This window comes from Arthrobacter sp. 05T410, from assembly GCF_056396505.1.
In genome coordinates, this window is the sequence record NZ_JBFTLP010000014.1 from 39,376 (window position 1) to 59,302 (window position 19,927).

General features: G+C 66.9%; 25 protein-coding genes. 16 read left to right on the forward strand and 9 right to left on the reverse strand.

Annotation, left to right across the window (positions count from 1 at the left end; all coding sequences use genetic code 11):
- Positions 1–6 precede the first annotated feature (6 nt).
- From AC1DFR_RS16000 to AC1DFR_RS16015, 4 genes are all read left to right on the forward strand, one after another.
- The gene (locus AC1DFR_RS16000) at positions 7–1,395 is read left to right on the forward strand and encodes a flavin monoamine oxidase family protein (RefSeq protein ID WP_476873857.1); all 1,389 of its coding nucleotides are present in this window, start codon (positions 7–9) and stop codon (positions 1,393–1,395) included.
- 54 nt (positions 1,396–1,449) lie between these two features.
- On the forward strand, positions 1,450–2,409 hold the full coding sequence (locus tag AC1DFR_RS16005; RefSeq protein ID WP_459383496.1) for a universal stress protein: 960 nt from the start codon (positions 1,450–1,452) through the stop codon (positions 2,407–2,409).
- A 14-nt stretch (positions 2,410–2,423) separates the two neighbouring features.
- Positions 2,424–3,956: an APC family permease gene (locus AC1DFR_RS16010; protein WP_476850727.1), complete on the forward strand. Its 1,533-nt coding sequence runs from the start codon at positions 2,424–2,426 to the stop codon at positions 3,954–3,956.
- A gap of 128 nt (positions 3,957–4,084) precedes the next feature.
- Complete coding sequence (locus AC1DFR_RS16015) at positions 4,085–4,567, forward strand: pyridoxamine 5'-phosphate oxidase family protein (protein WP_476873858.1); 483 nt, start codon at positions 4,085–4,087, stop codon at positions 4,565–4,567.
- A 97-nt stretch (positions 4,568–4,664) separates the two neighbouring features.
- Here AC1DFR_RS16015 and AC1DFR_RS16020 read toward each other — a convergent pair whose 3' ends face one another.
- Both AC1DFR_RS16020 and AC1DFR_RS16025 read right to left on the reverse strand, forming a co-directional pair.
- Positions 4,665–5,303, reverse strand: a complete 639-nt coding sequence (locus AC1DFR_RS16020) for an NADPH-dependent F420 reductase (protein ID WP_476873859.1) — start codon at positions 5,301–5,303, stop codon at positions 4,665–4,667.
- Positions 5,304–5,356: 53 nt separating this feature from the next.
- Positions 5,357–5,989, reverse strand: a complete 633-nt coding sequence (locus AC1DFR_RS16025) for a hypothetical protein (RefSeq protein WP_230008241.1) — start codon at positions 5,987–5,989, stop codon at positions 5,357–5,359.
- A 196-nt stretch (positions 5,990–6,185) separates the two neighbouring features.
- Here AC1DFR_RS16025 and AC1DFR_RS16030 point away from each other — a divergent pair, with 196 nt between their 5' ends.
- On the forward strand, positions 6,186–6,563 hold the full coding sequence (locus tag AC1DFR_RS16030; protein ID WP_223914848.1) for a VOC family protein: 378 nt from the start codon (positions 6,186–6,188) through the stop codon (positions 6,561–6,563).
- Between the two features lie 28 nt (positions 6,564–6,591).
- On the opposite strand, the gene AC1DFR_RS16035 is transcribed toward AC1DFR_RS16030, so the two are convergent.
- Together AC1DFR_RS16035 and AC1DFR_RS16040 are read right to left on the reverse strand one after the other, a co-directional pair.
- A complete protein-coding gene (locus AC1DFR_RS16035) occupies positions 6,592–7,200 on the reverse strand; it encodes an NADPH-dependent FMN reductase (protein WP_230008239.1) in 609 nt (202 codons plus the stop codon).
- Between the two features lie 141 nt (positions 7,201–7,341).
- On the reverse strand, positions 7,342–7,746 hold the full coding sequence (locus AC1DFR_RS16040; RefSeq protein ID WP_018775636.1) for a DUF5997 family protein: 405 nt from the start codon (positions 7,744–7,746) through the stop codon (positions 7,342–7,344).
- A 111-nt stretch (positions 7,747–7,857) separates the two neighbouring features.
- On the opposite strand from AC1DFR_RS16040, the gene AC1DFR_RS16045 reads away from it, so the two are divergent.
- On the forward strand, positions 7,858–8,613 hold the full coding sequence (locus AC1DFR_RS16045) for a LysR family substrate-binding domain-containing protein (RefSeq protein ID WP_026538047.1): 756 nt from the start codon (positions 7,858–7,860) through the stop codon (positions 8,611–8,613).
- Between the two features lie 90 nt (positions 8,614–8,703).
- A complete protein-coding gene (locus AC1DFR_RS16050; protein ID WP_476873860.1) occupies positions 8,704–9,189 on the forward strand; it encodes a VOC family protein in 486 nt (161 codons plus the stop codon).
- A gap of 104 nt (positions 9,190–9,293) precedes the next feature.
- Here the strand turns inward: AC1DFR_RS16050 and AC1DFR_RS16055 are convergent, their stop codons facing one another.
- Positions 9,294–9,857 carry a dihydrofolate reductase family protein gene (locus tag AC1DFR_RS16055; RefSeq protein ID WP_476873861.1) on the reverse strand — a complete coding sequence of 188 codons (564 nt, stop codon included), beginning with the start codon at positions 9,855–9,857 and terminating at the stop codon, positions 9,294–9,296.
- Between the two features lie 193 nt (positions 9,858–10,050).
- Entirely contained in the window at positions 10,051–10,710 is a 660-nt protein-coding gene (locus tag AC1DFR_RS16060) for a Type 1 glutamine amidotransferase-like domain-containing protein (RefSeq protein WP_476873862.1), read from the reverse strand.
- Between the two features lie 220 nt (positions 10,711–10,930).
- On the opposite strand from AC1DFR_RS16060, the gene AC1DFR_RS16065 reads away from it, so the two are divergent.
- Entirely contained in the window at positions 10,931–11,101 is a 171-nt protein-coding gene (locus tag AC1DFR_RS16065) for a hypothetical protein (protein WP_476873863.1), read from the forward strand.
- A 104-nt stretch (positions 11,102–11,205) separates the two neighbouring features.
- Here the strand turns inward: AC1DFR_RS16065 and AC1DFR_RS16070 are convergent, their stop codons facing one another.
- Complete coding sequence (locus AC1DFR_RS16070; protein WP_476873864.1) at positions 11,206–11,541, reverse strand: hypothetical protein; 336 nt, start codon at positions 11,539–11,541, stop codon at positions 11,206–11,208.
- Positions 11,542–11,638: 97 nt separating this feature from the next.
- Here AC1DFR_RS16070 and AC1DFR_RS16075 point away from each other — a divergent pair, with 97 nt between their 5' ends.
- The 8 genes from AC1DFR_RS16075 to AC1DFR_RS16110 all read left to right on the forward strand — a co-directional run bounded on the left by AC1DFR_RS16075 (position 11,639) and on the right by AC1DFR_RS16110 (position 17,499).
- Positions 11,639–11,959 (forward strand): DUF6221 family protein, encoded by a 321-nt coding sequence (locus AC1DFR_RS16075; protein WP_230010922.1) that lies wholly within the window; start codon positions 11,639–11,641, stop codon positions 11,957–11,959.
- A 129-nt stretch (positions 11,960–12,088) separates the two neighbouring features.
- The gene (locus AC1DFR_RS16080; protein WP_223914842.1) at positions 12,089–12,391 is read left to right on the forward strand and encodes an urease subunit gamma; all 303 of its coding nucleotides are present in this window, start codon (positions 12,089–12,091) and stop codon (positions 12,389–12,391) included.
- Positions 12,392–12,399: 8 nt separating this feature from the next.
- Positions 12,400–12,750 (forward strand): urease subunit beta, encoded by a 351-nt coding sequence (locus AC1DFR_RS16085; protein ID WP_476873865.1) that lies wholly within the window; start codon positions 12,400–12,402, stop codon positions 12,748–12,750.
- Positions 12,747–14,522 carry an urease subunit alpha gene (gene ureC / locus AC1DFR_RS16090; protein ID WP_476873866.1) on the forward strand — a complete coding sequence of 592 codons (1,776 nt, stop codon included), beginning with the start codon at positions 12,747–12,749 and terminating at the stop codon, positions 14,520–14,522. The genes AC1DFR_RS16085 and ureC overlap by 4 nt, the downstream gene beginning before the upstream one ends.
- A 19-nt stretch (positions 14,523–14,541) precedes the next feature.
- A complete protein-coding gene (ureE, locus tag AC1DFR_RS16095) occupies positions 14,542–15,024 on the forward strand; it encodes an urease accessory protein UreE (RefSeq protein ID WP_476873867.1) in 483 nt (160 codons plus the stop codon).
- A gap of 141 nt (positions 15,025–15,165) precedes the next feature.
- Complete coding sequence (locus AC1DFR_RS16100; RefSeq protein ID WP_476873868.1) at positions 15,166–15,831, forward strand: urease accessory protein UreF; 666 nt, start codon at positions 15,166–15,168, stop codon at positions 15,829–15,831.
- A 34-nt stretch (positions 15,832–15,865) separates the two neighbouring features.
- Positions 15,866–16,483, forward strand: coding sequence for an urease accessory protein UreG (ureG, locus tag AC1DFR_RS16105; RefSeq protein WP_476859662.1), 618 nt, complete (start codon positions 15,866–15,868; stop codon positions 16,481–16,483).
- 299 nt (positions 16,484–16,782) lie between these two features.
- Positions 16,783–17,499 (forward strand): urease accessory protein UreD, encoded by a 717-nt coding sequence (locus tag AC1DFR_RS16110; protein ID WP_476859663.1) that lies wholly within the window; start codon positions 16,783–16,785, stop codon positions 17,497–17,499.
- 68 nt (positions 17,500–17,567) lie between these two features.
- Here AC1DFR_RS16110 and galK read toward each other — a convergent pair whose 3' ends face one another.
- Together galK and galT are read right to left on the reverse strand one after the other, a co-directional pair.
- Positions 17,568–18,740, reverse strand: a complete 1,173-nt coding sequence (galK, locus tag AC1DFR_RS16115) for a galactokinase (protein WP_476873869.1) — start codon at positions 18,738–18,740, stop codon at positions 17,568–17,570.
- Entirely contained in the window at positions 18,737–19,873 is a 1,137-nt protein-coding gene (gene galT, locus AC1DFR_RS16120) for a galactose-1-phosphate uridylyltransferase (RefSeq protein WP_476873870.1), read from the reverse strand. Before galT ends, galK begins: the two co-directional genes overlap by 4 nt.
- Between the last annotated feature and the right edge of the window lie 54 nt (positions 19,874–19,927).

Genomic DNA, 19,927 nt, shown 5'->3' on the forward strand with positions numbered 1-19,927 from the left:
AACATCATGCTGGAACTTGACCGCGACGTCGTCATCGTAGGAGCCGGCCCGTCGGGCTTGACCGCCGCCCGCGAGCTGAGAAAGGCCGGACTCAGTGTGGCGGTGCTCGAGGCGCGGGACCGCGTGGGCGGCCGGACCTGGACCGACACGGTTGACGGGGCCATGCTCGAGATCGGCGGCCAGTGGGTTTCGCCGGACCAGACCGGGCTCCTGGGGCTCCTGGATGAGCTCGGACTGCAGACCTATTCCCGCTACCGCGACGGCGAATCCGTCTACATTGGCGCGGACGGCAGGCGCACCCTGTACACCGGTGACACCTTCCCGGTCAGCGAAACCACCGCCGTCGAAATGGACAAGCTCACGGCCCTGCTGGACTCCCTGGCCGCGGAGATGGCTCCCGAGGAGCCGTGGGCCCACCCCAAGGCCCGCGAGCTGGACACCATCTCCTTTCACCATTGGCTGCGGCAGAACTCAACAGATGAGGAAGCCTGCAACAACATCGGCCTGTTCATCGCCGGCGGCATGCTGACCAAACCGGCCCACGCCTTCTCCGCCCTGCAGGCCGTCCTCATGGCTGCCTCGGCGGGGTCCTTCACCAACCTCACGGATGAGGACTTCATCCTGGACAAGCGGGTTGTCGGCGGGATGCAGCAGGTTTCGCTGCTGCAGGCCGCGGAACTGGGCGACGACGTCGTCCTCGGCAGCCCGGTCCGCACCATCAACTGGGCCGATGACGCGAGCGGAGGCTACCGTGTCACTGCCGTCTCCGACCGGGCCACGGTGAACGCACGTTTCGTCATTATGGCCGTGCCGCCGAACCTCTACACCCGGGTGTCCTTTAACCCGCCGTTGCCCCGCCGCCAGCACCAGATGCACCAGCACCAGTCACTTGGCCTGGTCATCAAGGTCCACGCCGTCTATAGCAGCCCGTTCTGGCGCGAAGACGGCCTGTCCGGAACGGCCTTCGGCGCCGGCGCCATTGTGCAGGAGGTCTACGACAACACCAACCACGAGGACCCGCGCGGCACGCTGGTGGGCTTTGTCTCGGATGAGAAGGCCGACGCCATGTTCGAGCTCAGCGCGGAGGACCGCCGCCGCGCCATCCTCGAGTCGATTGCGTCCTTCCTCGGCGAAAAGGCCCTGGATCCCGAGGTTTACTACGAGTCCGACTGGGGTTCGGAGGAATGGACCCGGGGGGCTTACGCCGCCAGCTACGACCTTGGCGGACTGCACCGCTACGGCAAGGACCAGCTGACGCCGGTCGGGCCGATCTACTGGTCCTGCTCGGACCTTGCGGCCGAGGGCTACCAGCATGTTGACGGCGCCGTCCGGATGGGGCAGCTCACGGCGGCCCGGATCGTCGCTGCTGCGGACCGTGCGTCCGTCGCCTCGTAGAAAATCCCAACAATTCAGTTGAATGCAGTCCAGTTCAGTTAGGAGAGCGGCCAGATGCGTTACGTAGTGGGGTATTCAGCCAATGCCAGGGGCCATGATGCGGTCAATCTGGCCGTCTCCCTGGCGCTCGGGCGGGGGGCGAGCCTGGACCTTGTGCTGGTGGTGCCCGAAGTGCAGCAGTCCGGGCACGCCCTCGCGCCGAAGGCGGGCTTCGAAAATCTGCTCACCGAGCAGGCCCAGGAGTGGCTCGACCAGGCCCTGGCGCTGGTTCCATCCAGTGTCCCGGCGCAGGCCCACATCCGCAGCCATGATTCCGACGCGCACGCACTGATCGAGGCGGCCGAGGAACTGGGCGCGGACATGCTCATCATCGGGGCCACCAGCACCGGGCTCTTCAAACGGTTCACGATCGGGTCGGTGGCCAGTGCACTCCTCCACGCCTCGACCGTTCCGGTGGCCCTGGCACCGCACGGCTATCACCGCCAGGAGGCCCTGACCCGGATCAGCTGCGGGCTCGGAACCCGCGCCGGCGCCGAGAAGCTGCTCGAATTCGCCCTAGGCATGGCGTCGAACCGGGACGTGCCGCTGCGGGTGGTGTCGCTTCTGGCCCTCGACGGCGACGCGGCCGATTCAGCCGACGCGGCCCGGGAGTATGCGGCCAAGTGCCTTGCCGACGCACTGGCTGCCGGCGGGCCGGCAGTCCCGGGGGAGGCGAAGGCGGAGGTCCCGGGGGAGGCCAAGACGGAAGCCCAGGTAGAGGCGAAGACGGAAATCGTCGTCGCCCACGGGCGCAGCATCGAGGAAGCCGTGGACCGCCTGGACTGGGAAGACGGCGAGGTCCTGTTGATCGGATCCAGCCGGCTTGCCAAGGGCCGGTCCATCTTCCTCGGCAGCACAGCGGGCCGCATTCTGCGCGCCCTGCCGGTGCCGATGATCGTGGTCCCCAGCGACTATGAACTCAAGCACCTCAATCATTCAGCGTCGAGTGACACCCCCCGAGAGGCACAACAATGAGCGCAGACCATGCGATGTCCAAGCCGTCGCAGACAGGACAGCAGACAGGACAGCACACCGAACAGCAGCACGGACTCAGTGAGAAGGGCCTGAAAGCCGGATCGGTGGGGCTCATTGGCGCCGTCGTCATCGGCATTTCCTGTATCGCCCCGGCATACACCCTCACGGCCGCCCTGGGTCCCACCGTGGCCGAGGTCGGCGTGCAACTGCCGGCGATCTTCCTGGTGGGCTTTATCCCCATGCTGCTGGTGGCCTTCGGCTACCGGGAGCTGAACAACGCCATGCCCGACGCCGGGACCTCCTTCACCTGGGCGTCGCGGGCGTTCGGCCCCTGGATTGGCTGGATGGGCGGCTGGGGACTCATCGCCGCCACCATCATCGTGCTCTCGAACCTGGCCGCCGTCGCGGTGGACTTCTTCTACCTCATGCTGGCGCAGATCTTCGGCAATCCCGAACTCGCCGACCTCACCACCAACCTGCCGCTGAATATCGCGACCACGCTGGTGTTTATCGCCCTCGCGTGCTGGATCTCCTACCGCGGCATGGAAACCACCAAGACCGTCCAGTACGTTCTCGTGGGATTTCAGTTGCTGGTCCTCGCCTGGTTCTCGATCTCAGCGTTCAGCCACGTCGCCAACGGAACCGCCTTTGACGCCACGGCCATCTCCCCGGACTGGTTTAACCCGTTCGCCGTGGGATCCTTCTCCGCCTTCGCCGCCGGCGTTTCGCTGTCCATCTTCATCTACTGGGGCTGGGACGTCACGCTGACCATGAACGAGGAGACCAAGAACCCGGAGAAGACGCCGGGACGTGCCGCCACGATCACCGTGCTGGTCATCGTGATCATCTACATGACGGTTGCCCTGGCCACGCTGAGCTACGCCGGCGTCGGCGACACGGGGCTGGGCACCGGCAACCCGGAGAACCAGGGCAGCATCTTCGCCGTTCTGGCGGGACCGGTAATGGGCCCGTTCGCCATCCTGATGTCCCTGGCTATCCTGAGCAGCTCCGCCGCGTCCCTGCAGTCCACATTTGTCTCGCCGGCGCGCACCCTGCTGTCCATGGGCCATTACCGGGCGCTGCCGCAGAAGTTCGGCAGGATCAGCCCCACATACAAGTCGCCGAGTTATGCCACGATCGCCTCTGCCATCGCGGCCGCGGCGTTCTATGTCATCACCCGGACCACGTCGGAAAACGCACTGTGGGACACCATCACGGCCCTGGGCATGATGATCTGCTTCTACTACGGCATCACCGCGTTGGCCTGTGTCTGGTTCTTCCGCGCCGAGGCGTTCAGCGGAGCGAGGGCCTTCTTCTTCAAGTTCCTCGCGCCACTCCTGGGCGGCGTCATCCTGCTGGTCATGTTCGTCAAGACCGCCTACGACTCCATGGATCCCGCGTACGGATCAGGGTCGTCGATCGGCGGTGTGGGGCTGGTCTTCATCCTGGGCATGGGCGTCCTCCTGCTGGGCGTGGTGCTCATGCTGGTCATGGCCAAGCTCCGCCCCGAGTTCTTCAGGGGCCAGGTCCTGACCCGCGGGCACTGAATCCACTGCCGGTTCAGGGAAGGTCCCGGGAAGGTCTCCGGCCGGCAGCCATTGGAAAGTAAGCACACTTACCAATAGGCTGTCCGGAGGGGGACCTTCCTCCGTTGGAACCAGAACGAGGTGAGAGCATGTCGGATGCCGAAAGCATCAGCAAGGTCACGGACATCATCAACGATTCGCACATCGGAATGTTCACCACCATCAACGAAGCAGGCGCGCTCGTCAGCCGGCCGCTGGCCGTCCAGGAGGTCAAGGACGACGGCGACATGTGGTTTTTCACGTCGGCGACCACCTCTCAGGTGGCCCACATCCGCGCCAACCCGGCGGTGAACGTCTCCTTCGGCCAGCGCACCGAGTGGGTTTCGGTGGCCGGGACCGCTGAAGTGGTCACTGACCGGCAACTGATCCACGACATGTGGAATCAGGTGGTGGAGGCCTGGTTCCCGGACGGCCCGGACACCCCTGAGGTGGTCCTGCTCCACGTCGACTCGGACTCCGCCGAGTACTGGACCAGCCCGGGCGGCACGGCGGCCACCGTGCTGCAGTGGATCAAGTCCAAGGTGACCAACAGCCGGATGAGCGTCGGCGACAGCGGCACGGTCGAGCTGTAGCGCGCTGAAGCGGGCCACCGCCCGGTCTCCCCGGTGGATATTGCCGCTCGATATCACCGCTCTGGGCCGATGACGGCCGGTCGGGACCGGACTGCTCCTAGTCGGTGATTTTCAGGCCGGTGCCCCAGTTGAAGGTTGGATACGCGGGGTTGGCCTGCAGCGCCATGACCAGCAGCATGAAGCCCTCGAGTTCACGGGCGTGGCGCAGTCCGCCCACTTGGAGCGGACGCAGCCCGGCGGCTTCGGCGAAGACCGCAACCTCGTTGCGGGCCTCTTCGGAGTCCGAGGCGATGAACACATCCATCGGCTGGCCGCCGGCTTCCGCGGACCCGAGCGGGCCGGCAAAGGTGGTGTTGAAGGCTTTCACCACTTGTGCGCCCGGGAGCAGTGCGGCGATTTCCTCCGCCGCCGACGTCCCCGGGGCGACCACCAGCGAGTCGAAGGTTTCGGTGTCAATCGGATTGCTGATGTCCACCACCGTCTTGCCGCTGAGCGTGTCGCCGAAATGCGTGGCAACTTCCCTGGCCGGGCCGAAGTACAGCGCGAGGACGACGATGTCGCCCTCGGGAACCTCGCTCAGGCCGCCGGAGCCGGTGGTGCCGCCAAGTTCAGCAGCGAGCTTGGCGGCATTCTCCGGCGTCCTGTCCAGGATCTGGACGGAGCGCCCGGCGGCGACAGCCCGGGTCCCGATCGCCCGTGCCATGTTGCCGCTGCCGATGATCGTGATGTCAGTCATGATGGAACCTTTCCAAGGTGGCCGCGAACTGCCGGATCGGCAATTCCGGGGAATCAGCCGTGCGCGTGGTCCGGGCCAGGCGGCCCGGCGGCGCTGACGCCGGCCGCGCGTTCGGCGGCAGCGAGGGCATGTTCCAGCCGTTCCACGGCCGGGGCGTAGGCGGCATCGGTGCAGGCGCGGTCCGTACGGCCGCCGAGGCCCTCGGCGGCCTTGATCGCCCGGATCAGTGCCGCGGTTTCTGGTTGCCGGGTATCGCTCATCGCGGGATAGTCAATCGAGAACCCCGGATCCAGTTCGTACCGCTGCCATCGGGCGAGGGCGCTCCGGTGCCGTGCGGCGGCCGCCTCGTTCAAGAGCCGGGTTTCCCGGCTGGCCCGGCGGGCTTCCTGCCGGCGGAGCAGCCGGGGTGCCGCAGCGACGGCCGCCAGGGCAGCCCCCGCGGCCAGCATCCCGAGCGCCAGGCCGGCCCAGGGCCATGTGGAAGAGGCCAGGACGATGGCGGGCACAATGACGGCGAGTCCGGCGAATGCGTCCCAAAACGCGCCGTCCGCGCCTTCGGAAGGCCCGTCGTCGGCCGCCAGGTGCTTGCGGGCGAAATAGACCGAGGCGAACGCTGCCCCGGCAACCAGAATGGCGAGGGCCAGGAACTGCCAGGCCGCGAGGGCGCCGGATAGTGAAAGCGTCATTGCACACCTCCCCGGAACGGTCCCGGGCGGGCGCTGTTCCGCTAGTTCCATTGGAATCCCTGGCGGCGGGGCCGTCAATGCCTGCCGGGCCGGGGCAATGCCCGGCGCCAGCGCGGACGCAAACCCAGGCGCCAGGGCCGGTGCGGAGGCCGCGTCGCGGTTCCTACGCCGAGCCTCCCGGCGTAGCCTAGGGGCCATGCGACTGAAAATGTGCAGTATCCACGTCAAGGATCCGGCCTCGGCCCATGAGTTCTACACCGGCACGCTGGGCTTCGAAACGCTGATGGCCATGCCGGAGCACAACCTCTTCATCATCAAGGATCCGGATGGTGCCGGAGGCGCCGGACTGCTGCTGGAACCCAGTGACAACCCGATCGGCGCGGCCTACATGAACGGTCTGCACGACGCCGGGATTCCCGCGATCGTCTTTGGCGTGCCGGACGTGCGCGCCGAATACGACCGGCTGGCGGCCAAGGGCGTGATGTTCCAGGGGGAACCGTCCGAGGGGCCCGGCGGGACCAGTGTGGTGTTGGATGACGGCTGCGGGAACTTCGTGCAGCTGCACCAGGACTAGATGCCGGACCACCGCGCCCTGACTCTGCCTAACGGCTCGTCTTGTCCTTGTCCGGGTGCTCGTCGCCGATATGGCCCGGTGCATTGGCGGCCAGGACCCGGGCCACGAAGGAGGCATACTCCTCCATATAGTGGCGCAGCAACCCGGCCGTAGCCTCGTCCTTGACCTCACCGTCCTCGCCGTAGGCCTCCGGGACGAAGCGGATGTAGGCCTCCGGAGCATTCAGCTGCGGCGCGTCGAGGAAGCTCAGCACGCTGCGGAACGAGGACTGCATCACGGCCGTCCCAATGCCGCCGGGGGAGGCGCCGATGATGCCGGTGGGCTTGCGGGCGAAGGAGTTGGTGCCCCAGGGCCGGGATCCCCAGTCGATGGCGTTTTTGAGCGCTCCGGGGATGGACCGGTTGTATTCGGGCGAGACGAACAGGATGCCGTCGGAAGCCGAGATGGCATCTTTGAGGGCCTGCCCAACGGGTGGGAAAGCGGCATCAAAATCCGGGCTGTACAACGGCAGATCCCTGATGGGGATCTCCGTGAACTCCAGTTCCGCAGGTGCAAGCCGGATCAGCGCCCTGGACAAGGTGCGGTTGATGGAATTGCTCGAGAGGCTCCCGACAAAATATCCGATCTTGAAGCCCATGAACTTGTTCCTTCCCGATACGCCGCCGGTGGCAGGTGAATTGGGATGCGGAGGGGATCGGACCGGCGGCCCCGACCCATTCCGCGAGCGTAGTCCTGCGTCCGCGGGTTGAAAAGAGGGGCCGGGAGAAAGCTCGTGCCGCTATTCGGCCTTGGCGCGGGCTTTCTTGGCGTCCTTCTTGGCGGCCTCGTCCTTGACCCGCTGGGCCTCGGCGCGGACGGCGGCGTGGGTGGCGCGCTCGGCCACCAGCCAGGCCGGGGGAGCCTGGAGCAGTGCGGTGATTTCCGCCGTCGTCAGCGCTTCCTCAACACCACCGCGGGCCAGGCCGGCGATGGAGACGTTGAGCTTCTGCGCGACCACGGGGCGCGGGTGTGGGCCGTTGCGGCGCAGTTCCGCGAGCCACTCCGGCGGGTTGGCCTGGAGATCGGCAAAATCAGCGCGGGTGATGGTTGAATCCTGGAACTCCTGGGGTGTCGCCGGCAGGTAGATGCCAAGCTTCTTGGCAACGGTGGCCGGTTTCATGGACTGGGAGTTTGCAGAGGTCATAGTCCAAGGGTATCCGGCCAGAGCACTGCGAGGCACCAAACTAGCACCGGATCAGCACGGTGCCGCCATCGCGGCGGACCCCCGCGCCACCCCGGGCGGTACTGTGAACATGTGTCCGCAGCAGAAGAACCATCCCAGACCCCCGACGAAACCGCCGTCGTCCCAGCCGTCGCAGTTGGGCGGGAGCTGCGCTTCGCGTACGTCGCCGGTGTGACACCGGGCAAATGGATCCGCCGCTGGGAGGAACGGATGCCCGATGTTCCGCTGCACTCCTTTATGTCCGACGACGGCGCGCAACTGTCCGTGCTCCGCGACGGTTCCGCGGACCTGAGTTTCGTCCGGCTCCCGGTGGAACGCGAGGGCCTCAGCGTGATCCCGCTCTACGAGGAGCAGCCCGTGGTGGTGGCACCGAAGGGGCACGAAGTCTCCTTGTTTGAAGAAGTGGACCTGGCGGACCTGTCCGCCGAGACGTTTCTCGATGTGCAGGAGCTCGGCGGCCCGGCGATGGCGCTGCAGGTGGTGGCGTCCGGTGCCGGGCTGGTGATCCTGCCGATGTCCGTGGCCCGGCATTTCAACGTCAAGGACACCGTGGCGCGGAAACTCACGGGGGCGCCCGGCACGGAGATCGCCCTGGCCTGGCCGAGCGACGCCACGGACGAGGTCATCGAGGAATTCATCGGTATTGTCCGCGGACGCACCGCCGCGAGCTCCCGCCAGCCCTCGGCGCAGCAGGAGAAACCCAAACGCGAGCCCAAGCCGGACCGGCGCGGCACCGGAGCCGCGAAGAAGCCCAAGGTGGCGCAGCGCTACGCTCCCAACCCGGACAAGGGCCGCGGCAAGGGATCCCGGAAGAAGGGGAAACGCTAGGCCTTACTACGAGGGGCGCCACGATTGCGGCCTCCCGCAGATGATTCGGACCTATCGTTGGAACACGACCCCGCGATCAAAGGATTTGCCGTGGACACTCAGGTTCCCCAGTTCGATGGCGTGCACCACCTCAAACTCCCGGTCAGTGATCTCGACCGCAGCCGCGAGTGGTACCAGAGCCGGCTTGGTTATGCCGTTGCGATGGAGTTCCGCGAAGATGGCAAAGTCATGGGCCTTGCTCTTAATCACCCGGATGGCGGACCGAGACTGGCCCTGCGGCTGGACCCCGGCAAAGCGGCGGCCTCTTCCGGATTCGATTACTTCTCCATAGGCGTTCCGACCAAGGCGGCAATTGACCAGCTCTCCGCGCGGCTGACGCAGTTGGGGGACGCCCATGCTGGCGTCCAGGTCGCTTCTCTGGGGTGGATTCTGCCCGGTCTCTCGGACCCGGACGGACACGAGATCCGCTTCTACACCACGGAGTCCCACAAAAAAGGGCCCGACGGGGAGGTCTATGTTGTGGAGAATGCCCGGCAGACGACGACGCACCGAAACCAGGAACGGTTGTCTCAGTGACCACTCAAGTTTGAACCCACCGATGACATTCCGGACTATCTACTGCCCGTCGATTGGCAGACGCTGGTGTGGAGTCCTTCCTCGACCGCCCGGAGGAAGCGTGCTCAGCGCCTCGCCTCGTACCTGATCAGGACCACGCCGCCGGGAAACGTCCGCGTCTCCACCAGGTCCAGGTTCACCCAACTGTCCAGCGCGGTGAAGAACGGAGTGCCGCCGCCTACCAGGACCGGATGGGTGGCCAGCACGTACTCGTCGATCAGCCCGGCCCGCATGGCCGCCCCGGCGAGCGATGCGCCGCCGACGCTCATCGGGCCGCCGTCCCCGGCCTTGAGCCGGGTGATCTCGGCGATCGCGTCACCGGTGACCAGGCGGGTGTTCCAGTCGACCTTGTCGATCGTCGAGGAGAACACCACCTTCGGTGTGTCCCGCCAGTTTCTTGCGAACTCGATCTCCGCCGCGGTGGCGTCGGGCTGCTGATCGCCGGTCGGCCAGTAGGAGCTCATGGTCTCCCAGAGCTTTCGGCCGTACAGCGACAGGCTGCTAGCCCGCTCCTGGTCGAGCCACCACTGGAACAGTTCCTCGCTCGGCCCGCCCCAGCCGATGTCGTCGCCAGCCGCGGCGATGTAGCCGTCCAGGGTCAGGTTCATGCCGTAGATCAGTTTCCGCACGGCGCCAGCCTTCCGTCTCGTAGTGGTCGAGGGCGTCATTGGACTCTGCTGTCCCGCACATGATCAGGAGCCTCCCGTCCCTCATGGAGCCACCGTAACTGCCCATGAGCTGGATGCCATAGCCCTTCGGTCCGCGTTTCAACTGAGCTGCCCGGTGAAGGATCCTCGAACGGGTCACTCCGGCGGTTTGCTATCACCCGAACTTCGTCCATTCTCCTTCGGAAACCACCACGACGGAGCCGTCGACGACCTTGATAGCTGTCTGCTCGTCGATGGCATAGGCCGGGCCGCCGAGGTCGGCGGCCCACCGCTCTGCGTGGGCCAGAGTGTTGGTCGGGAAAGCGTTCAAGTGCGGGAAGATCGAAAAGTCCACCACCCCCAGGGTGCGGTCGTCCGGCGCGGACGGCCACTCGACGAAGTACTTCCCGATCCGGGGCGTCATCACCATGCTCCCGGCACTCACTCCCACCCACACCGTGTCCGGCAGCGACGGCAGCAGGTCGGCCAGCCCGGACTCACGCATCCAATGGCACAGGTACGTCGCGTCGCCGCCGTCGACCAGGAGCACGTCGGCCTCCCGAAGCCAGGGGACCCATCGCTCCGCGCCGATGGTGGGCAGCGCGGTGAGCTCAAGAACGCCGAGCGTCGCCCAGCCCATGCCGGACAAGTGACGGGAGCCGGGCTCGGCGGCCAGGAGGCCCCGCACCGATGCCGGTCCGCACATCGGGTGACCCCACTGCGCTGTCGGGACGACCAGGGCGTGGCACTGGGCGATCGGCTTGTTGAGAAGCTGCACGAGCGCCGAGTGGATGCTCGGGTTCGTCACGCCGCCTGACGTAAGCAAGAGTTTCAAACGTGCCCCCAAAGTTCGCGCGGATGGTGGATGTGCCTGAAAACGCGGGACCGGGCTGGAACTCACGGTCGATTTGGTAAGCCCCGCCGGCCTCGCGCTCGGCCCTTCAATAGGGACACACCCAGCAAGACCTTGTCCAGAGTTCGCTTGGACGCAAATCTCAAGTTGGCTCGGCTAGCCACGTAGGCTACCGCGAAGACACAACTATTGGGGGTAATCAGTGAACAACATCGAAGTCTTTGGCGTCTCGTACGTCCTCTATCTGATCTTCACTGCCGTGCTGATCGGCTTGGCACTGTACGTTCTGATCCTCGTGATCGTCTTTCTCCGGCTGCGTATTGCCGAGCTGAAGCGCGCCCTGCCTCCCAAAGGACACGCAGAGCGGCAATGACTGAAGTCAGGCGCACTGGCCCCTCACCCTCCTCATTCAGAGACCGGGCGATCACGGAACGCCGCCACGAGGCGCCGAACTCCACACGCCAGGGGTGCCGCCCGCTACTTGGCGCAGGCGTCCTGAAGGGCCTTGACGGATTCGGCCGGAACCTGGTCTCCGGAGTCGGCGATCTGGCGCAGCGGGGTGGTGATCTCAGCGGGTGCACCCGCGGCTTCCGCGCTGGTGACAAGACCGCCCAGCAGTTCCTTGTCCTTGGCGCTGACCAGGCCGTTCTTCACGATGGCGCAGGCCTGCTTCTTCACTTCATTGCCGGCCGCCGTCGCAGCCCGTGACGCCCCGTCGTTGACGGCCTTTTCGGCAGCGTCCTGCACTTGCCCACAGCCGGTAAGTCCGATCAAGAAGGCGGCAGCGGCAAGGGCGGCGAGACGTCGTTTCATCCACCCACCCTAACAAGCGCGGCTTGTGCCGGCCTGAGGAAAAAGGGCAAACGCCAGGCCGTAGCCGTGTGGGCACCGGCGCGCATAGGCTCGGTGAGTGGACATCGTCGAGTTCCTGACCGCGCGCATTAGAGAAGACGAAGCCGTCGCCCTAAAGCTGCTCGGCGACCCCACGCTTGCCGTCTCCGGCGAGTGGTATGAACGCCGCCTGCTCCGTGAGTGCGAGGCCAAGCGCCAGCTCATCGGCATCATTGAATCCGCACGCCAGTCCGTGCTGGCCATGTTGGTCAGCCAGGAACCCGCCGAGGCCGGATGGGTGCCGGACGTCATCGAATGGACCACGCTCTCCCTGCACACCCTGGCGCTGCCGTATGCGGACCACCCCGAATTCCAGGCGCACTGGCGGATCACCGGATAGGGCCGTCAGCGGTTAGCTCCTGAGATGATGACGGGTCCCGGAAACCTGCAGGAAATCTCCGCGGCCTACTCTGGTCACACCGCGGCTTCTGCGGTCCGCCAGTCGGCTGGTTCTTGAAGGGATACCGTCATGCACCTCTTGCCCCGTGAGCAGGAAAAGCTCATGATCGTGGTCGCGGCGGATCTCGCCCGCCGCCGCCAGGCACGCGGACTGAAGCTGAACTTCCCCGAGGCCGTCGCGGTGATCAGCTACGAACTGATCGAGGGCGCCCGGGACGGCCGGACCGTTCCGGAGCTCATGAGCTACGGAACCACCATCCTTGGCCGCGACGAAGTGATGGAGGGCGTGCCGGAAATGATCCACGACGTCCAGATCGAAGCAACCTTCCCGGACGGCACCAAGCTCGTCACCGTTCACGACCCGATCCGTTAGGAGCTTCGATGATTCCGGGAGAATACGTGCTCAGTTCCGCGCCGCTGGTCATCAACGCCGGCCGTGAGGCGGTGGACGTCGCGGTGACCAACACCGGAGACCGGCCCGTCCAGGTCGGCTCGCATTATCACTTTGCCGAAGCCAACTCCGCGCTGCAGTTTGACCGGGCGGCCGCCTACGGCCGCCGGCTGGACATCCCGGCCGGCACGGCCGCGCGGTTCGAACCCGGGGACAGCAGGACCGTCCGGCTGATCGAGCTCGCGGGCAGACGGGAAGTGTACGGCCTCAGCAACGCCGTCAACGGCACACTCCGCAAGAGCGGACTCCCTGTTTCCGAAGGGGAAGGTGACGCACAGTGAGTTTCGAGCTATCCCGCAGGCAGTACGCGGACCTCTACGGCCCGACGACGGGCGACGCCATCCGCCTGGCCGACACGGATCTGTTTCTTGAGATCGAGAAGGACCTCACCGCTTACGGCGAGGAAGTGGTGTTCGGCGGCGGCAAGGTGATCCGCGACGGCATGGGCCAGAACGGCCAGGTGACCCGGGACGGTGACGGTTCCGGAGGTATTGGTTCCGGCGGCGGAGTCCCGGACACCGTGATCACCAACGTCGTGGTGCTGGACTACACCGGCATCTACAAGGCCGACGTCGCGCTCCGGGACGGCCACATCTTCCGGATCGGCAAGGCCGGCAACCCGCAGATCACCGACGGCGTGGACATCGTGATCGGCGCGAGCACCGAGATCATTGCGGGTGAGCGGAAAATCCTGACCGCCGGCGGGGTGGACTCGCACATCCACTTCATCTCCCCGGACCAGGTCCCTGCCGCCCTGTGCAGCGGCGTGACCACGATGGTCGGCGGCGGCACCGGTCCCGCCGAAGGCACCAAGGCCACCACGGTCACCCCCGGAAAATGGCACATCCAGCGGATGCTGCAGGCCGCCGAAGGGCTGCCCATCAACATCGGCCTGTTCGGCAAGGGCCACGCGTCCGCCGTCGAACCCCTGGCCGAGCAGATCCGCGCCGGCGCGATCGGGCTGAAAGTCCATGAGGACTGGGGCTCCACCACGTCCTCGATCGACACGTCGCTGCAGGTAGCGGACCAGTACGACGTCCAGGTGGCCATCCACACCGACACCCTGAACGAGTGCGGCTTCGTGGAGGACACCATCCGGGCCATCGACGGCCGCGTGATCCACACCTTCCACACCGAAGGCGCCGGCGGCGGCCACGCCCCGGACATCATCAAGATCGCCGGGCTGCCCAACGTCCTGCCGGCGTCCACCAACCCCACCCTGCCGTACACGCGCAACACCATCGAAGAGCACCTGGACATGCTCATGGTCTGCCACCATCTGAACCCGGACATCCCGGAGGACGTGGCATTCGCGGACTCCCGCATCCGCGCCGAGACCATCGCCGCCGAGGACGTCCTGCAGGACCTGGGCATCTTCGCGATCACGTCCTCGGACTCGCAGGCCATGGGCCGGGTGGGCGAGGTGGTCATCCGCACCTGGCAGGTGGCGGACAAGATGAAGCGGCAGCGCGGCGTACTGAAGGATCCTGCCGGCGGCAGCCACGGGGCCGCGTCAGGCCTGGGCGCCCAGAGCGACAACTTCCGGCTCAAGCGTTACGTGGCGAAATACACCATCAACCCGGCCATCGCGCAGGGCATGGCGGATTCCATCGGCTCGGTGGAGGTGGGAAAGTTCGCGGACCTGGTGCTCTGGGATCCCGCGTTCTTCGGAGTGAAGCCGGACCTTGTGCTCAAGGGCGGCCAGATCGCGTACGCCCTCATGGGTGACGCCAACGCCTCCATTCCCACCCCGCAGCCGCGCACCATGCGGCCGATGTTCGCCGCCTATGGCAAGGCGCTGCAGCAGTCCTCCATCACCTTCCTCTCCCAGGCCGCCATCGACGCCGGGGTCCCGGCCGAGCTCGGACTGGAGAAGGTCATCCGGCCGGTGTCCGGAATCAGGAACCTCACCAAGGCGGACCTCAAGTACAACGGCGCCACCCCTGATATCGAGGTGGACCCGGAAACGTATCAGGTGAGCGTCGACGGCGAGGACGTCACCTGCGAGCCCTCAGACGTGCTGCCCATGGCGCAGCGCTACTTCCTTTTCTAGGCTTCCAGAGGAGATCACCATGATCATCGAAAAGGTCCTCGGCAACACCCACGACCTCCCTCCCGGTCCGGACCCCTACCTTGGGCTCCACCGCGAGAAGGTGGTGCTGCCCAGCGCCCAGCTGGTCAAACGCATCCAGCGCGTCACCACCGACCACGGGAAGGAACTCGGCATCCGCCTCCCCGCCGGTTCCGGGGACCTTCGCGACGGCGACATCCTGCACGTGGCCGGCACCAACATGATCGTGGTGTCAGTCCTGCCCACCGACGTCCTGGTGATCGCCCCGCGCTCCATCCACGAGATGGGGGTGGTGGCCCACTCCCTAGGCAACCGGCACCTGCAGGCCCAGTTCTTCGACGCTTCCTCGGAGTACGGGGCGGAGGTGATGGTCTGCCAGTACGACCACACCGTGGAGGACTATCTCAAACACGTCGGAGCGCCCTACAACCGCCAGGAGCGCGTGATGCCCGTACCCTTCCGCCATGCCGAACACTCGCACTAGCCTCTGCCGTTGTGGCTGGGGCGCCGTGGGCGCTGCGGCGGGTGATAGGGGTCGTGCCCGCTTCGCGGTGCCCGCCACGCCGCGACCCCTATCACCCGCCTTCGCAGGTTCGACTGCTTGCCTTGCGTCGCGGAGCCCGTTATGACTTACCAGCTTGCGTTGCAGCAGCTGACGGATTCTGCTCTGCCTACCGGGGCGTTTGCTCACTCGCTGGGGTTTGAGACGTATGTGGAGCGCGGGCTGGTGCACGACGAGGAGTCCTTTGGGGTGTGGCTGGCGGCGTTCATTTCACAGCAGCTGACGTACTCGGACGCCCTGGCAATCCGGTTCCTCTATGAGGACGTTCCGGTTGCCGAACTGGATGCGTTGTTGACCGCCCAGTTGTTGCCCCGGCAGTTGCGCGAGGCCAGTACCAAAATGGGCGGGCGTCTGCTGGAGATCGGCGCCGAGATCTTTCCGTCCGCAGATCTGGCGGAGTACCGGGAGCTGGTGGGTTCCGGCCGTGTCGCCGGGCATCAGCCGCTGGCGTTCGCCGTCGTCGCACGGTCCCTGAACGTACCGCTCCCGGAGGCCCTCGCCGCTTATCTTTTCGCCGCGGTGACGTCCTTGACGCAGAACGCCGTCCGGGCGATCCCCCTGGGGCAGAACTCCGGCCAGCGGATCCTGCGGAAGGCGGCCGACGGCGTAGCTGCCGCCGCCGAGCGCTCCAGTCACCTCACGCCTGACGACTTTGGGGCCGTCAGCCCCGGGCTGGAAATTTCGCAAATGCGGCACGAACGCCAGCGCGCCCGCATGTTCATGAGTTAACCGAGCTACACACGAAATATGTCTGGAGAAGAATATGTCTGAGCCCGTCAAAATCGGCATCGGCGGCCCGGTGGGTGCCGGCAAGACCCAGCTCGTGGAGCGGCTCACCCGTCATATGAGCCGGGAGATCTCCATGGCGGCCATCACCAACGATATCTACACAATCGAGGACGCCAAGATTCTCGCCGCCAATGGGATCCTGCCGATCGACCGGATCATCGGCGTCGAAACCGGCGGCTGCCCGCACACGGCCATCCGCGAAGACACGTCCATGAATACGGCCGCCATCGAGGAGCTGAAGAAGCGGCACCCTGACCTGCAGGTGATCTTCGTGGAATCCGGCGGCGACAACCTCTCCGCAACGTTCAGCCCCGAACTGGTGGACTTTTCCATCTACATAATCGACGTGGCCCAGGGTGAGAAGATCCCGCGCAAGGCCGGCCAGGGCATGATCAAGTCCGATCTGTTCATCATCAACAAGACCGACCTCGCCCCCCACGTCGGCGCGGACCTGGCCGTCATGGAGCGGGACTCCAAGGAATTCCGGGGCGAGAGGCCGTTCTGCTTCACGAACCTCAAGACCGACGAAGGGCTGGACCGCGTCATCGACTGGGTGCGGCGGGACGTCCTGATGCTCGACCTGGCGTCGTGACGGCGATTGTGCGGAGTCCGGCGGCTTCGCCGGATTTGGGGCCGTGCCCGTCCCCAGCCGCTCCCGACTCTCGCAAGCTCGAGTCGGGACCCTCGCGGCAGTGGGCCCCCCGCGGTGCCCGCCACGCCGCGGCCCCAAAATCCGGCCTCGCCGCCTCAGCGGTTAAGTCGCCGATGGGGGAGCTGGAACTCGTCGTCGAAAATCGGGACGGACGTTCTGTTGCCACGCATCAGTTCCATCGGGGGGCTTTGAGGGTTTTGCGGCCGCATTACTTGGATGGCAGCGGGCAGGTTTGTTATGTGCTCGTCAATCCTGGCGGTGCCTATCTGGGCGCTGACCTGTATGTGATTGACGTGGAGGTGGCCGATGAGGCTAAGCTGCTGCTCGCCACGCAGTCGGCCACCAAGATCTACCGGACTCCGGGATCCTTTGCCGAACAGCGGATGCGGCTGCGGCTCGGGGAGGGGGCCCGGCTGGAGCTCGCCCCGGATCAGGTGATCGCCTACCGGGAGGCCAGCTACCGGCAGAATACGCACGTGACGGTGCGGCCGTCGTCGAGCCTCATCATGGCCGAAATTGTGACCCCGGGGTGGTCGCCGGACGGGGCCTCGTTCCGGTACGAGGAGCTGCGGTTGCGGACCGAGATCCGGGTCGAGTCGGAGGCGTCCGTCGGGGAGGCGGGCGGGCTGCTGGCCCTGGACAACGTGCTCATCCGGCCGCCCCTGGGCGATGTGACGGGCCTGGCGTTCATGGAGGGCTTCAGCCATCTGGGGTCGCTGATCGTGGTGGACCCGCGGGTGGACCAAGCCCTTGCCGACGAACTCCACGAGATCACGGCCGGGCTCGGCGCCCATACCGGCATCTCGCTCACCGCCGCCGTGCTGGGAACGGCCGGGCTGGTGCTGAGGTCGCTCTCGAACAGCACGGAGGAACTGAGGTGTGTTCTGGGAGCCGCCACCGCCCTGCTGCGCAAGCGCTGGTACGGCCAGGATCCGCTGGATCTGAGGAAGTACTGATGGCCGGGACCCAGCAGAGGACTGCGCTCCGCCGGCTTCGGGCGCTGACCACCCGGCCGGCGGCCTGATCACAGCCGGCGCGCCCCCTCTGCCGGCAGGACGGCGAAGACATCGGGTGCCTGCAGCCCGCGGGCGGCGAAGCCGGCTTGGACCGCGGACCGGACCTGATCGGCGTCGTCCACTGGAACCAGGGCGATGGCGGAGCCGCCGAACCCGCCGCCGGTCATCCGGGCCCCGATGGCCCCGTTGGCGCGTGCGGTGTCAACGGCCAGGTTCAGTTCCGGGCAGGAGATTTCGAAGTCGTCCCGCATGGAGCGGTGGCTGGCGTCCAGCAGGTCTCCGATTGCCAGCGGCCCATGGGACGTGAGCCATTCCGCGGTCCGGGCGACCCGTTCGTTCTCGGTGACAATGTGCCGGACCCGGCGGAACGTCACGTCGTCGAGGACGCGCCCGGCCCGCGGCAGATCGGCGGCGTCAAGGTCGCGAAGGGCGCCGACGCCCAGGGCCCGGGCGCCGCGGACGCAGGAGGACCGGCGTTCGGCGTACCCGCCGGTGGCGTGGGCGTGCGAGACCTTGGTGTCGATCACCAGGCAGAGAAGCCCGGATTCCTCCAGGCCGAGCGGCACCGGGCGGGAGCTGAGGTCGCGGCAGTCCAGGTAGACCGCGCAGTCCCGGGTGCCGAGCATCGACGCGGACTGATCCATGATCCCGGTGGGGGCGCCGACGACGTTGTTTTCGGCCCGCCGCCCGATGTCCGCCAGTTCGGCCCGGCCCAGGCCCGCTCCGGTGAGGTCGGAGAGGGCCAACGCGACGGCGCATTCCAGGGCGGCGGAGGAGGACAGCCCGGCGCCGACCGGGACATCGGAGGTCACGTACAGGTCAAAGCCCGGCACCGTGATGCCGGCACGTTCCAGCTCCCACGCCACTCCGGCCGGGTACGCGGACCAGCCGGCCGCCTGGTCCGGGGCGAAGGCATCGAGATCGAATTCGACCGGGTCAGCGGCCGCGAACGCCGAGGCCAGCCGCACGGTGCGGTCCGCCCGGGCCGACACGGCCACGGTGGTGGTGCGGTTGATGGCGAACGGCAGGACAAGGCCGTCGTTGTAGTCCGTGTGCTCGCCGATCAGGTTGACCCGTCCCGGAGCCTGCCACACGCCGTCGGCGTCATGGCCGAAGTGGCCGGCAAAGGCGCGGGTCACCGCGTCCGCCAGGGCCGTTCCTGCGGTGTCGGTGGTGGTCATGCCGTTCCTTTCCTGGCGTCCCGGAGCCGGGCCGCAACCTCTTCGGGAGTCGTGTCGTTGATGAAGGCGCCCATGGCGGCCTCGGAGCCGGCCAGGAACTTGAGTTTGTCCGCGGCCCGCCGGGGGGAGGTGAGCTGCAGGTGCAGGTACCCGGACCGGCGCAGCACCGGGTCAAGGGGGGCCTGGTGCCAGGCGCTGATATACGGCGTCGGGCTGCCGTAGAGCCTGTCGAGGCGGCCCAGCAGGTCCGGATACAGGACGGCGAGCTCGTCACGCTCGGCGCCGGTCAGCGCGGCGAGGTCCGGAACCTGGCGGTGCGGGACCAGATGGATTTCCAGCGGCCAGCGCGCCGCGAACGGCACGTAGGCGCTGAAGAATTCGCCCTCGAGCACGATCCGGGCGCCGTCGGCACGTTCGCTCGCCAAAATCGCCCCGGTCAGGGTGGCCGTCCCGCCCGCCGCCTCATGGAACTGCCGGGCGGCCGCGGCCATCACCGCGGTCCTCGGCGTGACGTAGGGGTAGGCGTAGATCTGGCCGTGCGGATGGTGCAGTGTCACGCCGATGTCCTGGCCGCGGTTCTCGAAACAGAACACCTGCGCCACGCCGGGCAGCGCGCTCAGGGCCTCGGTGCGGTGCGCCCAGGCGTCGATCACGGTGCGCACCCGCCGGGTGCTGAGGGCGGCGAACGTCCCGGTGTGCTCGGGCGTGAAGGCTACGACCTCGCACCGGCCGCCGGCGGTCCCGCGGGTACCCCAGCCCGGCGCTGCCGGGGCGGCGGTGAGATCCGGGCCGAGTGAGGGGAAGCGGTTTTCAAACACGGCGACGTCGTAATCCGCCGGGATCTCCGAGGGCCGCGCGTCAGTGCTCGGGCACAGCGGGCACTCGTCCGCCGGCGGAAGATGCGTCCTGTGTTGCCGGTGCGCGGCGACCGCCACCCATTCCCCGGTCAGCGCGTCGTACCGGATTTCCCCGGACGGGCCGCGCTCCGGAAGGTCGCGGCGGTCCCTCGACGGGCGCTGCAGGGGATGGGAAGTGTCGTCGAAATACAGGAGTTCGCGCCCGTCGGCGAGTCGCGTACTGGTCACCGCGGACACCGACGCCGGGGCGTCGCTGCGGCTGATGATGCTGGTCATGGGGTTCCTTCGAAAGTGAGGGGACGTGCGGTGCCCGACCCGGAAGCAGGGGGC